The following is a 14,682-nucleotide window of genomic DNA, read 5'->3' on the forward strand; positions in this document are numbered from 1 at the left end:
CCGCCGCCGACACTGCCCAATGCACCGGTCACTTGGCCAACCGCGCCGCCAAGCGCGCCGTGCGCCTGGCTCAGCGCACCTTGCAGCGGAGCCAGGGGGTTCGAGCCACCGCCGACGTTGCCCAGTGCGCCCGTTACTTGGCCAACCGCGCCGCCAAGCGCGCCGTGCGCCTGGCTCAGCGCACCTTGCAGCGGAGCCAGGGGGTTCGAGCCACCGCCGACGTTGCCCAGTGCGCCCGTTACTTGGCCAACCGCGCCGCCAAGCGCGCCGTGCGCCTGGCTCAGCGCACCTTGCAGCGGAGCCAGGGGGTTCGAGCCACCGCCGACGTTGCCCAGTGCGCCCGTTACTTGGCCAACCGCGCCGCCAAGCGCGTCGTGCGCCTGCCCCAGCGCACCTTGAAGCGGAGCCAGCGGGTTCGACCCACCGCCGACGCTACCCGGCGCCCCCGTCACCTGCCCCGCCGCGCCGCCAAGCGCCCCTGTCAGCGCGTCCCCGAGCGGGCCGCCGAGTGTCGTCGTCACCGCGCCCGTGGTCGACGCGATCACGCCGATCGACCCCGCCGGCGTCGTTCCGATTGCCGTAAGACTTGCCCCGACACCGCCCGGCGGCGAATTGACGATCACCTGCGGGATCGACAGCGTGTCGAGCGGCCCGGCAACCGCGGCTCCCGAAGCCAGCATCCCGAACACCGTCGCCACCGACAGCGCCGCGCCCGTCAATTTGAAGTTTTTTCCCATCGTGATCTCGTCTCCGTTGACACTACGTTGGTAAAGCACGGGGACGGAGCGCACGAAGCGTGCCACCAGAGAAAATCAGGCTTATTTCCCTGATTTATTGCAACGCAATAACACGATCACATTTGATTTCATTGCAAAAAAATATCCAACCATCAGCTTAATAATATGAAGAAAAGCGTGCCGCAGGCACGGATGTAACGTAACGTTTGCGAGGCCCGAGGTAACGTGTTCCGGTACATCCCGGGCAAGGCCGGAACGCTCCTTTTGAAACGCCGGCCATGTCAATGGAATTGACCAGGCACAACCGTTTCAAGAACATGAAAATGCATTTAAAAAATCGCACACCCGATAATTTTTTATCCCTCGATTTCTTTCCACACAATTACACAGACAATTTCAAATCAGAGAAACACCCACAACGGCGACAGCAGAATGAAAAAATGTGTCGGCCCCCCGGCACTCCGCGCGACGCACACGCAAAAACGCCGGCCATCGAGGCCGGCGCCGGATTCACAGCCACCGATCGATCACGCTCAGCCGAAGCGTGCCGGGCGATACGGATGGGGATCGATGTAGGTCGGCGCGCCCGTCATCATCTCGGCGAGCAGGCGGCCGCTCGCGGGGCCGAGCGTCAGCCCGTGATGACAATGGCCGAACGAGAACCACAGATTCGAATGGCGCGGCGCGGGCCCGATCACCGGGCGCATGTCGGGCGTGCACGGACGCATCCCGAGCCAAGGCGCGGGATCGAGCCGCTCGCCCAGGCCGAACGCGTCGCGCGCGAGCGGCTCGGCGCGGGCCAGCTGGACGCCGGTCGGCGGCGCGTCGCGCAGCGCGATCTCGACGCCGGTCGTGAGCCGCAGGCGGCCGCCGTCCATCGGCGCGACGACGAAACCCTGCTCGGTATCGCACACCGGCACGCTCAACGGCGCGCGCGTCGGCCGGTAATGCATGTGATAGCCGCGCTTCGCGCGCAGCGGAATCCGGTAGCCGAGCGGCGCGAACACCTGGTCGGACCACGGGCCGAGCGCGACCACCGCCGAACGGGCCGCGATCCGCCCGTGCGCGGTGTCGACGCACCAGCCGTCGCGCACCTGCGCGAGCGTCGTCGCGTCGCCGAGCACGACCGTGCCACCCTCGCGCTCGAAGAGCCGCGCATAGGCCTTCGTCAGCGCACCCGGATTCGACACGGTCTTCGGGTCCTGCCAGTGGAACGCGCCGCAAAACGCGTCGCCGACACCCGGCTCCCGGCCGCGCAACGCGCGCGCGTCGAGCACGCTCATCCGCAGCCCGTGCTCGTCCGCGATGCGCTGCTGCGCGCGCGCCTCCGCGTCGAACAGCGCGGGCGTGCGGAACACCTCGATCCAGCCGCCGTCGTGCACGAGCGGCTGCGCGTCGGTGCGCGCGAGCAGTGCATCGTGTTCGTCGACGCTCGCCGCGACGAGCGGCAGCAGGTCGCGCGCGGCGGCCGCGAGCCGCGCGGGCGACGATTCGAGCCAGAAGCGCGCGAGCCAGCCCGCGTAGGCCGGCATCGCCTTGTAGTCCCAGTAGAGATCGACCGAGCGGTTGCGCGCATAGCGCAGCAGCGTGCCGAGCTTGCGCGGGAACGCATACGGCACGACCGACGAGCGCTCGATCAGCCCCGCGTTGCCGTGGCTCGTTTCCTCGCCCGGCGCGCGCCGGTCGACGAGGGCGACGCGCAAGCCGCGATCCTGCAGATGCAGCGCCGACGACACGCCGACGATGCCAGCCCCCAGGACGATGACGTCGAAATCCATGCTTCCTCGCACTGCGTCGAATGTGGATGTGACGCGCGCCGGACACCAGGCCCGGCTGCGCTTATCGGGCGATGATATCCCGCTTGAAATACTTCTGAGACAGCGTGCTCAACGTGCCGTCCTTCTTCAGCGCATCGAGCGCGCCGACGATCTTCGCCTGCAGCGCCTTGTCGCCCTTGCGCATCCCGAAGCCCGTGCCTTCGCCGAGGGTCGCCGGATCCTTCAGCGGCTCGCCGACGATCTGGAAATCGCGGCCGGCCGGCTTGTCGAGGAAGCCGTCCTGCGCGGTCTGCGCCTCCTGCACCGCCGCGTCCAGGCGGCCCGCGACGAGATCCGCGTAGATCTGGTCCTGGTCCTGATACGACACGACCGACACGCCCGCGTTGGCCCAGTGCGCCTTCAGGAAATCCTCCTGCGACGAGCCCTGCAGCACGCCGACGTGCTTGCCGCGCAGGCTCGCCGCCTCCGGCCGCAGCGGCGAGCCGTGCTTCGCGACCATCACGATCGGCACGACGTAGATCGCCGGCGTGAAGTCGATGCTCTGCCGGCGCTTCGCGGTGATGTTCATCGCCGAGTTGATCGCGTCGAACTTGCGCGCCTGCAGCGCGGGGATCAGGCCGTCGAACGCATTCTCGACCCACACGCACTTCATCTTCAGCTTCGCGCACACGGCATTGCCGACGTCGACGTCGAAGCCCTGCAGCTGGCCGGCCGGCGTCTTGCTCTCGAACGGCGGATAGGCGGCTTCGATGCCGAAGCGCAAGGTGTTGGCGGTCGATTCCGCGTGGGCGGCAACGGCCACGCTCGCGAAAGCCGCGGCGGCGCAGAGGGAGAGCTTCCAGTTCATGACGAATCCTGTCTCGGTTGAGGCAATGAAGATCGACGGCGCGGCGCCTGCGCCAACGCGCGTCGAAACGGCGGGAACCGCGGGACGGCCGGGCATGCGGCAACGCGAGTCCATGCACGCGAAATATAGACTGAAAGTCTACTATAGACTATAGGGGATACGATTACCGGGCGCTTGTCTCGGCGCACCGGCGTCATAAGCGCCACCCACAACCCTTTGATTTCATGAGTCTTATCGATGATCGGCAGACCGATGCACAGCCGAAAAAGAAAAGCTCGCGTGAAATCACGAGTCTATATTAGACTTTTCGTCCATCACAAACCCCACCGGACGCCCGCATCGACAGACCATGCGTCCGGCCCCGACCGGAGAACCATCCATGACGCAAGCCGCCCCGTCCCTGCCGCTGACCGTCGACGACGCGGCGGTGCGCGCCGCCCTTCCGTCGCTCGACGTGCTCGGCACGCTGCACCGCATGTTCGCCGCGCTCGGCACGGCGCGCGCGGTGCAGCCGCCGCAGACGCTCACGCTGTTCCCCGGCGGGGCCGGCGACTTCATCACCTACCTCGGCGCGCTCGCCGACGAGCAGGTGTTCGGCGCGAAGCTGTCGCCGTACATCGTGACGGACGGCAAGCCCGTCGTGACCGCCTGGACCGCGCTGATGTCGATGCGCACCGGCCAGCCGCTGATGTGGTGCGACGCCGGCCGCCTGACGGTCGAGCGCACCGCCGGCACGACGGCGCTCGCGGTCGACTGTCTCGCGCCGAGCAGCGCGCGGCACCTCGCGGTGGTCGGCACGGGCGCGGTCGGCCTCGCGCACCTGCGGCACACGGCGGCGTTGCGCGACTGGGAGACGATCCGCGTGTACTCGCCGGCGCTCGAAGGCGACACGGCGCTGCACGCCGAGCTCGCAAGGCTCGATCCGCGCGCGCGCCCGGCCGGCAGCCTCGGCGAATGCGTGCGCGACGCGGACGTCGTGATGCTGTGCACGTCGTCGGGCACGCCCGTGCTCGGCGACGGCATGCTCACGCGCCCCGCGCTCATCACGTCGATCAGCACCAATGTCGCGCAGGCGCACGAGATCCCGCCCGCGTGGCTGCCCGAGATGGACGTGTACTGCGACTACCGGCACACGACGCCCGCGAGCGCGGGCGAGATGCTGCGCGCCGCGGCCGAGCACGGCTGGACGGCCGAGCGGATCGTCGGCGACCTGCCGGCGCTCGTGCGCGGCACGTGCCCCGCGCCGTCGCGCACGCGCCATGCGTTCTTCCGCTCGATCGGCCTCGGCCTCGAGGACGTCGCGATCGCGCACGCGCTGTACACGCACCTGGCACGGGCATGAGCGTCACGCGCGCGCGAGCCCGATACAATGGCGCAACCGCCGCGGCGGCTGCGCGCCGGCACCCCGGGGCGCCTGCCGCAGGCTCACCCGAGATCGCGATTCCGATGCGCAAGAAGAAATCTCCCGTCAAAGACCTGCTGCTGTCCCGCTACGCGCCGATTGCCGACGGCATTGCGACGCTGTTCTTCCCGTATGCGGAAGTCGTGATCCACGACCTGCACGACCAGACGGTGCTGTATCTCGCGAACAACCTGTCCAAGCGCGAGGTCGGCGACGATTCCGCGCTCGAGGAAACCGACCACTCGGCGCGCGAGCGCGTGATCGGCCCGTACGAGAAGCTCAACTGGGACGGCCGGCGCATGCGCTGCGTGAGCAACGTGCTGTTCGACGACGACGGGCATGCGGCCGGGATGCTGTGCATCAACTTCAACATCGCGGTGTTCGACGAGGTGCGCGCCACGCTCGACCTGTTCATCAAGGGCGCGGGCGTCGTCGCGCAGCCGGACGAGCTGTTCCGCGACGACTGGCAGGAGCGCATCAACACGTTCCTGCACGGCTGGCTGCACGAGCGGCAGGTCGGCCTGAACGGGCTCACCCGCGAGCATCGCCGCGAACTCGTCGAGGCGCTTTACGCGGAAGGCGCGTTCCGCGGCAAGAGCGCGGCGAACTATGTCGCGAACGTGCTCGGGATGGGGCGTGCGACGGTGTACAAGCATCTGAAGCACCTGAAGGAAACGCAGGGCGACGTGTAGCCGGGGCGGCGAGGCAGAAAGTGATATAGTCTCGGTTACATTTTTTTCACCCGCCCGTCTTCACGCCCCCATGCCGACCGCTCCCGCCCCTGCGCATCGCCCGACACTGACCGTCGAAATCTGGTCCGACCTGATCTGCCCATGGTGCTGGATCGGCAAGCGCCGCTTCGACGAGGCGCTCGCCGGGTTCGCGCATGCGGAGCACGTGGACGTCGCGCTGCGCGCGTACCGGCTGTTCCCCGGCCAGCCGGTCGAGCCGGTCGAGGCGATGCTCGCCGGCAAGTACCGGCTCGCACCCGCACAGGTCGAGCAGATGCTGCAGCAAGTGACCGACGCGGCGGCGAGCGTCGGGTTGCGCTACGACCTGCCCGGCACCCTCGTCGGCGACACGCTCGACGGCCACCGGCTCGTGAAGCTCGCGGAAACCACCGGCCATGCGCACGCGCTGACCGAACGGCTCTATCGCGCGTATTTCAGCGAGCACGGCTCGCTGTTCGACTCCGGCGCACTGGCCGATTTCGCCGTCGACGCGGGGCTCGAGCGCGCGGCGGTCGAAGCCGTGCTGCGCAGCGACGCGTATCGCGACGAAGTCGACGCCGACGTCGCGCGCGCCGCGCAGATCGGCGGCCGCGGCGTGCCGCTGTTCGTGTTCGGCGGCCGCTACGCGGTGTCCGGCGCGCAGCCGGCCGACGTGTTCGCGCAGGCGCTCGAGCAGGCGTGGCAGGACGGCGTCGTCGCGCTCGGCGACGACGACGCGGCGGCATGCGGCCCCGACGGCTGCGCGCTGCCGCCGCACGCGTAAGTCGACGCCGCTGCCGGAAACCGGCAGGAAGTCGCGCGGCATGCGCGTTCGGCGTGTGCGGCCACGGCCGCGCGCCGCACTGACGCAAGGCGCCTCGCCCGCCGCACCGATCCGGTTCAAACGCCTGTTTCAGCCGGATCGGCTTGCCTTCATCGCCTGGAACCGGTTCGCTGGCTCACCGTCCCGCCGCAGCCGATCCGGCCCCGCATCCCGACACCCGTGAAGCGCGCCAACCGAACACCCGGCGCCCCGCCTCCGAACACCCCCGAGCCCCGTGCGACAAGGCGCTCCGCCCACCCCACCACCGCCAGCCACCGGATTTTTAACGCAGTCGTACATCCGCGCGCCACATTTGCGACAATGTCGGGCTTTGATCCACGCGCCGCCGCCGAACGCCGCATAACCGCCTGCTTCCGATGTCGCTTCCCCATATCGATCTGCTGTACTCCCTGTCCGGCCTGTTCGTCGGCACTCTCGTCGGCCTGACGGGCGTCGGCGGCGGTTCGCTGATGACGCCGATCCTCGTGCTGCTGTTCGGCGTCCATCCGGCGACGGCGGTCGGCACCGACCTGCTGTACGCGGCCGCGACCAAGGCCACCGGCACGCTCGTCCACGGCCTGAAGGGCTCGGTCGACTGGCGCATCACGGGCCGGCTCGCGGCGGGCAGCGTCCCGGCCGCGGCCGTCACGCTGTGGGTGCTGCACGCGCACGGCGTGAACGCGCCGGGCACCGCGCGCATGATCCAGCTCGTGCTCGGCGGCGCGCTGCTGCTCACGTCGCTCGCGCTGATCTTCCGGCCGCAGCTCACCGCGCTGGCCGCGCGCAACCCGCTCGCGCCGAGCCCGGCCCGTACGCTGTGGTCGACCGTGCTGACAGGCGCCGTGCTCGGCGTGCTGGTGTCGATGACGTCGGTCGGCGCAGGCGCGATCGGCGTCACCGTGCTCCTGCTGCTGTACCCCATGCTCGCGACGACCCGCATCGTCGGCTCCGACATCGCGCACGCGGTGCCGCTCACGCTCATCGCAGGCATGGGCCACTGGCTGCTGGGCTCGGTCGACTGGTCGATGCTGCTGTCGCTGCTGATCGGCTCGCTGCCGGGCATCGTGATCGGCAGCGTGCTGTCGACGCGCGCGCCCGAGCGCCTGCTGCGCAACCTGCTCGCGTCGACGCTGGTCGCGGTCGGCATCCGCCTCGTGCTCGCGTAACCGGGCCCCCGAACGAAAAACGCCGCCCGGCGCATGGCCGGGCGGCGTTTTTTTTGCATCGCTTGCGCCGCGTCAGGCAGCAGCGCCCACGCTCAGTGAAGCAGCTGCTCCTGCTTCTGCTGGCGCAGCTGCTGCGCGCGCATCTGCAGCTTCTGCACGCGCTGCAACGCCGCGCGGTTCGCGAGGATGCCGTCGTAGAAGTTGCCGAGATCGCCCTTCAGCGCGGTCCGCGACGCGTCGTTCAGGTAGATCATGTGGCCCGACGGATAGTTCTTGATCGTCAGGTTCTGCGCCTTGATCGTCGGATCGAGCGGCATCTGCGCGAGCGTCAGCTCGGTCTGGTGGAACGGCGTCACCGCGTCGAAGTAGCCGTTCGCGGACAGCACCTTCAGGTCCGGGTTCAAGCTCATCGACGAAGCAAGGTCGCCCGCCGTGTACAGCGTGTTGCCGCCGCCCCGGTTCGCGCCGGTCGGGTCCGTATGGCTGAAGTCCCAGTTGTTGAACACCTGGTCGTTCAGGTCGACGAACGACGACGTCGACGTGTACTTCAGGTCGGTGTTCAGGTAGCTGTTCCACAGCACGGTGTACGCGCCGCCGATGTTGTTGATCGACGGATCGTTGCCGCCCGAGTTCGGCAGGATGTACGGCGCGATCCCCTTGCCCGTGTAGTTCGCGCGGCCGTCGTACTGGCCGATCTGGATGCCCGGCACGAGCGTCAGGAAGAACGTGTACGGCGGGTTGTCGTTCGACGACGGCACGTTGCCGAGCGCGGCCGGGTTGCCGAAGGTCTGGATCAGCGACACCGGATCGGTGCCGATGTACGCGCCCATCTGCTGCGCGGTCGGCAGGTTCAGGTTCAGCCGCACGTTGACGAAGCCGCCGTCCTGCGGGTTCGGCGCCTGCGCGATCGGCGCGAGCACGTTGTCCGCGTAGTTGCGCGCCTGCACCATGTACGCGTCGAGGTCGGTCGGCGTCGGCGTGAGCGTCGTCTTCTTCCAGTAGAACGCGTCGGCCGCGAGCGTCGGGAACGTGCCGACCGCCGACAGCGCGTTCGCGTAGTCGAGGATCGACGACTGCAGCGTGATCCCGTTCAGCTCGATGCCATCCTCATGCAGCGCCCACGACACGACCGCGCTGCGCGCGGTGCCGTACGACTCGCCGAACAGGAACTTCGGCGAGTTCCAGCGCGAGTACTTGGTCAGGTAGCGCTGGATGAAGCGGTCGATCGAGCGCGCGTCCTGGTCGACGCCCCAGAAATCCTTGTTCTTCGCCGGGGCGATCGCGGCCGAGTAGCCGGTGCCGACCGGGTTGATGAACACGAGGTCGGAGCGGTCGAGCAGGCTGTCGGGGTTGTCGAGCAGCTTGTACGGCGCGGGCGGCGTGAAGTTCGGGAACGACGACTGCAGCCGCTTCGGCCCGAACGAGCCGAGCAGCAGGTAGACCGACGACGAACCCGGGCCGCCGTTGTAGAAGAACGTGACCGGGCGCGGCTTCGACGGATCGGGATTGTCCTGCGTGTACGCGACGTAGAACATCTTCGCGTTCGGCTGCGACGTGACCGGATCGATCGTCGTCAGGTGGCCGGCGGTGGCCGTGTACTTGACGACCTTGCCGCCGATCGTCACCTGCCGATGCACGACCGCCGCGCCCTCGGTGGCGTCGGTCACCGCGTCGTTGGGGCCGGTGCCGTAGACGTCGTTGTCGACGTACGGCTGGTCGGCCGCCGCGGCCGCCGCCGTGGCGTCGGCGGACGGCGCGTTCGCCGTCGTGGCTGCGGCGGCGGCCGCGGACGGGCTGGGGCCGTCATCGCCGCCGCAGCCCGTGACGAGCAGCGCGGCGGCGGCGGCCGCGACGAGCGGCCCGCTCAGGGTCGTTCCAAATAGCGCGAAACCGTCTTTCAAGGACTTCAGTGTCGTCATTATTGCCTCTCGAACAGAACGATAAATAGCGCCGGGCGCAAAGGATGATTTGGCCCGGCGTTCCGCACCAGGAGCGCATTCGTTATGCGACGCGCTCCGAGTTTTTTACCGGGTCGACGCAAGCCGACCGGCATGATTTACCCCACCCGATAATCGATTACTGCACAATGGAATCAATTCCATTGAAAACGTCAACTCATAATCAACGGCGCTTCCGGGTCATTAAGACGCATCCGCGAATCGACGGCAAAAAGGCTCCCCACAAAGCCAGGCCAGACAAGGCCGCCTTGTTTTTCAAGGACGCACGATCCCCGCCGGCGCGACGCCGATTAATCGCCCGATGCGATTGATCGCGTCACGATCCGGATTAATAAAATCGAAAGGATCGATTAACAGAACGGAAAGGAATATGCGCCCTGGATAATTTATTAAATTAAGTGAAAATACCGGCGCATATTAGATTCGGGGTTTTCAGCCGTAAAGTAACAATTTGTTACGGCGGATGCGGTTCGACGAAAACCGGCTTCGGGACCGATTCCCGCCGCTTCAACAAAAAAGGCCGGACATCGGCGTCCGGCCTTCGGCAAGCGGCGAACCGCGTTCAGAGCGGCACGTCGACCGCCCCCGCGCCGACCGTGATCGCATTGCCGCCCGGCGCGGCCGAGATCGGCGGCAGGTTCGCGCTCGACAGCGCGGGCGCCGCGCCCGGCGTGCCGCCGCGCGGCACCGTGCGGATCACCTGCGACGGCGGCAGCGCCGCGCCGTTCTTCAGGTGCCGCCACATCAGGTTGAGCGCCTGCAGGTCGTAGTAGTGCACCGGCACGTAGCGCGTGTCGAACCCGGCGACCGGCAGGAACGCATCGAAGTGCTGACCGTTCGTCACCTCGTAGAACGCGAGCTGGCTGCGGCTGCCTTCGCTGATGCTGTTCTGCGCGACGTACGCGCGCGACGCGTGGTTGACCGGCACGAGCGCGTCGCTGCGGCCATGCACGATGATCGCGGGCTTGCCCTGCAGGTTCGCGTTCACGCGCACCGCGTCGACGTTCGCGGGCATATTCAGCTGCCCGTTCGCCCACAGCTGGCGCAGGCACAGCGCGCCCGCGAAGCTTGCGTCGGGCGTCGCGAGGCGGTGGTCGACGCCGGTCGCGGCGCCCGTGTTGAACACGAGGTTGATGCCGTTGGTCGGCGGCACGCCGTTGCCCGCGCCGAACACGCTCGTCATCGGCGACGCGGCGGGCGGCGCGACCGCGCCGCTGCCCGCGCTGGTCGTCGCGAAGCTGAAGTTGCACAGGTTGTCGACGACGCGCGAACGCGTGTACGCATTCGCATAGGTCACCGCGATCGCCGGAATCGCCTGCGAATCCCACATCGGCGCCTGCAGCAGGTCGGAATCCGCGAGATAGCCGGCCGCGTGCAGCTGCGCGAGCGCGTCGGCGGCCTGGCTCTGCAGGTCGGCGCCCGCGACGAGCCCGGCCGCGGCCAGCGTCGCGCAGCGCTGCGCGCGGATCGACTGCGTGACGCCCGACGGCAGCCCGCTCAGGTACGGCGCGCCGGCCAGCGTGGCCGACGCCGCCGCGCACGGCTGCAGCAGGTTCGCGAAGGTCGCGTAGTCGGCGAGCGGCCGCCCGAACGACGGCACCGGCGCGCCGCCCTGGCGCACCACCGCATTCGGCGCGAGCCGCACGTTGACCTGCGGCTCGCCGACCACCACCGCGGTGATCCACTTGCGCGTGTCCTGCTCGGCCGCCGCGAGCGCCGCGCCGCCGCCGTTGCTGACCGATGCGGCGATCGTCGTGATGTCGCCCGGGCGATAGCGCACGCCGTGCCGCTTGCCGTCGATCAGCGGTGCGAACTGCTCGTTGAGCGCCCAGTACGCGAACTCGACCGCCTGCAGCGTCACGCGCCCCCAGTCCTGTTCCGGATTCTGCTGCGAATGCGCGTGCTTGAACGCGTAGCGGTTCGGGAACTGCGCGTTGAACGTCGCGAGCTCGCCGCTCGACACGTTCGCGGTGAACAGGCTCGCTTTGCCGGCGAGCACCGCGTTCGCGAGCGTGCCGTCGATCAGCGTGATGGTGTCCGAGCCGAGCTCGTGCGCGCCGTTGCCGCCGCCCTTGTCGTTGTAGGCCACCGCGCAGCCGCGCTTCAGGCCCCACTCGCCGGCGGCCGAGATCGCGCCGTACACGCCGCGCGAACCGGACGACGTCGCGGTGACGATGCACGGCTGCGACGGGTCGAAGCCGGCCGGCACCTGCACGAGCAGCGTCACGTTCCTGCGGCCGCTGCCGTCGTCGGAGTAAGCGAGGTATTCGGTGCCGGCGATCCGGCCTTCGCCGAGCGTGTCGTTGCCGTCGACATCGACGTTCGGCCCCCAGAAGCGCCCGTAGCCGCCGTTGGCGCTCATGTCGACGAGCGCGCGGTAGTTCGACCAGATCGCGAGGCGGCGCAGCTCGGCCGCGCTCGGCCGGGACGGGTTCGCGAACCCGGGCGCCGTCGCGCTCGCGAGGCCGGTCTTGCCGAGGCCGGCCGTCAGCAGGTCGTCGCTCGTGCCGTCGTAGGCCGTCGTGCGCACGCTGCCCGCGACGAAATCCGGCAACCGGTTGCTGTCGCCGATGTCGTTGCCGTTGCAGGCCCCGAACAGCGTCACGACCGCGGCCAGCGCCGCCCCGAACCCGAACCGCCTGCCCCACCGTAGCCTCGTCATCGTCGCCCTCTCTCTCGTTATGTTTCGGATGGACTCGCCAAGCGAAAACGGGCCCCGGCATGCCGAGGCCCGCCTGGATGCGAGCGCGAGCGGCGTCATGCGCCGCCCGGCGTCACTGCTGCTGGACGCTCAGCTTGTTGCTGACGGACGTCACGCCCGGCACGGTCTTTGCCGCGGCTTCCGCCTTCTCGATCTGTTCGGCATCGGGCACCGAGCCCTCGAGCGTGATCGCGCCGCCCTTCGAACGCACGGTGATGTTCGACACGTCGATGCCGTTCTGCTTCGAAATCGCCTTGCGTACGGCATAGCCGAGCTTGCGGTTCGCCTGCTTCGCGGATTTCGCGGCGGCCTTCGATGCGCTCTTCGCGGCGGCGGGCGCTTCGGACGCCGCCGGCTCGCTCGACTGCGCGTACACGCTGCCGGACAGACAGACGGCCACTGCGGCCGCGCCCAACGCTCTCAACACGATCGACTTCATGTTTTCTCCTTGTGAATCGGAACGGCCGCGCACAGTGCGGCCGGGTACCCCCAGTGGCGACCGGCCCGCGCGCGCGAACGCGCCGGAACGGCCGGTGATTTCCACGGCGATGCGAGAGAGGCGGGACAGACCGGCGGCCGGCGCACGCGAAGGCGGCCGGCCGGGCCGGGCAGCCACCGGCCGGGCGCGCCCGGTCTGGTCGGGTGCCGGGTCGCGCGAGTCGGGCGTGGCTGCGTCGCACAATGTAATCCAGCGCACGCGCAAGCGCAAAGCTTTTGACTCGGCGCCCGGTGCGCAGCGGATTCGCGCACGCGCGGCGAAACCGGTTACCATCGCCGCGAATGCATGGCGTTCGTGGCCCCGGTGCCGCCCGCGTCACCGCCCCGCCATGCGTGCGCCATCCGCCGATCGCCGTTTATGAAGCCTATCCTGCGCCCCCGCCGGCCACCCCGCATCCTCGCCCGCTTCGTCGCCGTCTCGTGGCGCGACCTCGCGCTGTCGATCGGGCCGACCGTCCTCCTCGCCATCGCGGCCGTCTGGCTCGCGATCCGCATGATCCAGCCCGCGCCGCCGTCCACGCTGGTGATCTCGGCCGGGCCGCCCGGCAGCACCTACTGGAACGCCGCGCAGAAGTACAAGGCGATCCTCGCGAAGAACGGCGTGACGCTCGACGTGGAATCGTCCGAGGGCTCCGCGCAGAACCTCGAGCGGCTGTCCAACCCGAAGGCGCCGGTGGACGTCGGCTTCGTGCAGAGCGGCGTCGGCCCGAAGACGCGCGACGAGCACCTCGTCGCGCTCGGCAGCATCGGCTACGTGCCGCTCGCGATCATGTACCGCGGCCCGATCGTCGCGCGCCTGTCGGATTTCAAGGGCAAGCGGCTCGCGCTCGGCGCGGAAGGCAGCGGCGCGCGCGAGCTGAGCCTCGCGCTGCTGAAGATGAACGGCATCCTGCCGGACGGGCCGACCGCGCTGCTGCCGATCTCCGGCGAGGAGGCCGCGCACGCGCTGCTCGACGGCAAGATCGACGCGGCGTTCCTGTCCGGCGACTCGACGCAGATCCCCGTGATGGCGAAGCTGTTCCGCGCGCCGGGCGTGCACGTGTATTCGTTCACGCAGGCCGAGGCCTACGCGCGCCGCTTCCCGTACCTGACCGCGGTCACCCTGCCGATGGGCGTCTACGATCTCGGCCAGAACCTGCCGCCCACCGACATCCACACGGTCGCGCCGACGATCGAGCTGGTCGCGCGCGACACGCTGCACCCAGCGCTGTCCGACCTGCTGATCGAAGCCGCGCGCGAGGTGCACGGCCACGCGACGATCCTGCAGCGCGCCGGCGAATTCCCGTCGGCGCTCACGCGCAGCTTCCCGCTGTCCGACGACGCGGCGCGCTACTACAAGTCGGGCAAGACCTTCCTGTACCGCAGCCTGCCGTTCTGGGTCGCGAGCCTCGTCGACCGGCTGCTCGTGATCGTCGTGCCGCTGATCGTCGTGCTGATCCCCGGGCTGCGGCTCGTGCCCGCGCTGTACGGCTGGCGCGTGCGTTCGCGGATCTACCGCTGGTACGGCGCGCTGATCGCGCTCGAGCGCAGCGCGCTCGGCGAACACACGGCCGCGGAACGCGTCCAGCTGCTCGACCGGCTCGACGACATCGAGGAATCGGTGAACCGGATGAAGATGCCGCTCGCCTACGCCGGGCAGTTCTACGTGCTGCGCGAGCACATCGGCTTCGTGCGCGAGCGGCTGACCGCGCACGATCACGACCCGGGGCACGCCGGGCGCGGCCACGCGCACGACGCGGCGCCCCCGCCCGGCGACGACACCGCCCCCCGGGCGACACCGGGTTCCGCCTGAGGAGACGATCCGCGATCATTGCGGCATCGGCCGGCCGCCGCGTAACATGGAGGCCGCCGCCAGGCCCCGCCACGCCGCTCGGCCCCCTATCCTCAGGAGATCGCCTTGACGTCCTCGTCAGCCTAAAGGCGGACGATTCCCACACCTGGCGATGCACGTCCGCATCGGAGAATGTTCAACGCAGCGTTGGTATCACGATCATGCACGACACCACAGCCATCGCAGGCCCACTCTCTTGTTCGCAGTCCCGCGATACCTTTCGGCCGCGTC

11 protein-coding genes and 1 pseudogene are annotated in these 14,682 nt (G+C 68.9%); 5 read left to right on the forward strand and 7 right to left on the reverse strand.

What is annotated here, in order from left to right:
- The 3 genes and pseudogenes from HWY45_RS35860 to HWY45_RS35870 all read right to left on the reverse strand — a co-directional run.
- Positions 1-737 (reverse strand): annotated as a pseudogene (locus HWY45_RS35860) (hypothetical protein); the annotation flags it as partial.
- A gap of 533 nt (positions 738-1,270) precedes the next feature.
- Positions 1,271-2,515 (reverse strand): NAD(P)/FAD-dependent oxidoreductase, encoded by a 1,245-nt coding sequence (locus tag HWY45_RS35865; RefSeq protein ID WP_059883447.1) that lies wholly within the window; start codon positions 2,513-2,515, stop codon positions 1,271-1,273.
- A 61-nt stretch (positions 2,516-2,576) separates the two neighbouring features.
- On the reverse strand, positions 2,577-3,362 hold the full coding sequence (locus HWY45_RS35870; RefSeq protein WP_059565325.1) for an ABC transporter substrate-binding protein: 786 nt from the start codon (positions 3,360-3,362) through the stop codon (positions 2,577-2,579).
- A 379-nt stretch (positions 3,363-3,741) separates the two neighbouring features.
- Here HWY45_RS35870 and HWY45_RS35875 point away from each other — a divergent pair, with 379 nt between their 5' ends.
- The 4 genes from HWY45_RS35875 to HWY45_RS35890 all read left to right on the forward strand — a co-directional run bounded on the left by HWY45_RS35875 (position 3,742) and on the right by HWY45_RS35890 (position 7,463).
- On the forward strand, positions 3,742-4,704 hold the full coding sequence (locus HWY45_RS35875; RefSeq protein WP_059883445.1) for an ornithine cyclodeaminase family protein: 963 nt from the start codon (positions 3,742-3,744) through the stop codon (positions 4,702-4,704).
- Entirely contained in the window at positions 4,701-5,456 is a 756-nt protein-coding gene (locus HWY45_RS35880) for a helix-turn-helix transcriptional regulator (protein WP_060027522.1), read from the forward strand. The genes HWY45_RS35875 and HWY45_RS35880 overlap by 4 nt, the downstream gene beginning before the upstream one ends.
- Positions 5,457-5,526: 70 nt before the next feature.
- On the forward strand, positions 5,527-6,258 hold the full coding sequence (locus tag HWY45_RS35885) for a DsbA family oxidoreductase (RefSeq protein WP_059883441.1): 732 nt from the start codon (positions 5,527-5,529) through the stop codon (positions 6,256-6,258).
- A 416-nt stretch (positions 6,259-6,674) separates the two neighbouring features.
- Positions 6,675-7,463 carry a sulfite exporter TauE/SafE family protein gene (locus tag HWY45_RS35890; RefSeq protein ID WP_059565321.1) on the forward strand — a complete coding sequence of 263 codons (789 nt, stop codon included), beginning with the start codon at positions 6,675-6,677 and terminating at the stop codon, positions 7,461-7,463.
- Positions 7,464-7,555: 92 nt separating this feature from the next.
- On the opposite strand, the gene HWY45_RS35895 is transcribed toward HWY45_RS35890, so the two are convergent.
- The 3 genes from HWY45_RS35895 to HWY45_RS35905 form a co-directional block, all read right to left on the reverse strand.
- The gene (locus HWY45_RS35895) at positions 7,556-9,382 is read right to left on the reverse strand and encodes a S10 family peptidase (protein WP_059883439.1); all 1,827 of its coding nucleotides are present in this window, start codon (positions 9,380-9,382) and stop codon (positions 7,556-7,558) included.
- A 601-nt stretch (positions 9,383-9,983) separates the two neighbouring features.
- Complete coding sequence (locus tag HWY45_RS35900; RefSeq protein ID WP_059883436.1) at positions 9,984-12,083, reverse strand: D-(-)-3-hydroxybutyrate oligomer hydrolase; 2,100 nt, start codon at positions 12,081-12,083, stop codon at positions 9,984-9,986.
- A gap of 112 nt (positions 12,084-12,195) precedes the next feature.
- Positions 12,196-12,561, reverse strand: a complete 366-nt coding sequence (locus HWY45_RS35905) for a BON domain-containing protein (protein WP_059883434.1) — start codon at positions 12,559-12,561, stop codon at positions 12,196-12,198.
- Positions 12,562-12,978: 417 nt separating this feature from the next.
- Between HWY45_RS35905 and HWY45_RS35910 the strand changes: the two genes are divergently transcribed.
- Positions 12,979-14,412 carry a TAXI family TRAP transporter solute-binding subunit gene (locus HWY45_RS35910; RefSeq protein ID WP_059883432.1) on the forward strand — a complete coding sequence of 478 codons (1,434 nt, stop codon included), beginning with the start codon at positions 12,979-12,981 and terminating at the stop codon, positions 14,410-14,412.
- A gap of 122 nt (positions 14,413-14,534) precedes the next feature.
- On the opposite strand, the gene HWY45_RS35915 is transcribed toward HWY45_RS35910, so the two are convergent.
- Positions 14,535-14,682 (reverse strand): zinc ribbon domain-containing protein (locus tag HWY45_RS35915; protein ID WP_176118458.1); only part of this gene is annotated, 148 nt, incomplete at its 5' end.

This window comes from Burkholderia stagnalis, assembly GCF_902830275.1.
GTDB classification, from domain to species: Bacteria; Pseudomonadota; Gammaproteobacteria; order Burkholderiales; family Burkholderiaceae; genus Burkholderia; species Burkholderia stagnalis.